Source organism: Nisaea nitritireducens (assembly GCF_014904795.1).
In the GTDB taxonomy this organism is placed as follows: Bacteria; Pseudomonadota; Alphaproteobacteria; order Thalassobaculales; family Thalassobaculaceae; genus Nisaea; species Nisaea nitritireducens.
This window is the reverse complement of sequence record NZ_JACZFS010000096.1, coordinates 1-713: the sequence shown is the minus strand read 5'-3', so window position 1 is coordinate 713 and position 713 is coordinate 1. Positions and strand designations below refer to the sequence as shown.

The window sequence follows — 713 nt, the reverse complement described above, 5'->3', positions numbered from 1 at the left end:
GGCGTGAGCCTGATGCTGACGCCAGGCCCGATCCTGGGCATGCGCGCGGCGGGGATGCTGTCGCCGGACGGGACGTGCCGGGCCTTTGCCGAGGATGCCAACGGCACGGTGGCGGGGGAGGCGGTTGCGGCGCTTGTGCTGAAGCGCCAGTCTCGTGCCGAGGCTGATGGGGATCCGATCCATGGTCTCATTCTGGGCAGCGCGCTGAACTATGACGGCAAGACCAACGGGATCACGGCGCCGAGCCGGATAGCGCAGCGTGACCTGATCTCGGGGCTCTACGCGGATTGCGGCATCGACCGGCGCGAGATCGGCCATATCGTGACCCACGGGACCGGGACGCGCCTCGGGGATCCTGTCGAGATCAATGCTCTCTGCGACGCCTTCAGGGACAGCGGCGCGGCGCCCGGGCAGTGTGCGCTGACCTCTGTGAAGAGTAATCTGGGGCACAGTTTTGCGGCGTCGGGTGTGGTCAGCTTGATCGCGCTGGTCCAGTCTCTGCGGCACGGCACGTTGCCGGCCAGCCTGCATTGCGCGCGGGAGAGTGGCTATATCCGCTGGCAGGACAGCCCTTTCTACGTGAACAGGGAAACCCGGCCCTGGCCGCTGAACCATGCCAATCGGCGTGTTGGTGCGGTGAGCGCCTTCGGGATGAGCGGGACCAATGCGCATGTGGTTGCGGCGAGCTACGAGGGGCCGCCAGCGGCCTCCGC

General features: G+C 67.5%; 1 protein-coding gene. It reads left to right on the top strand.

Annotated features, from left to right (window positions below):
- Nucleotides 1–12: 12 nt before the first annotated feature.
- Nucleotides 13–713 (top strand): beta-ketoacyl [acyl carrier protein] synthase domain-containing protein (locus IG629_RS22525; protein ID WP_226887032.1); only part of this gene is annotated, 701 nt, incomplete at its 3' end.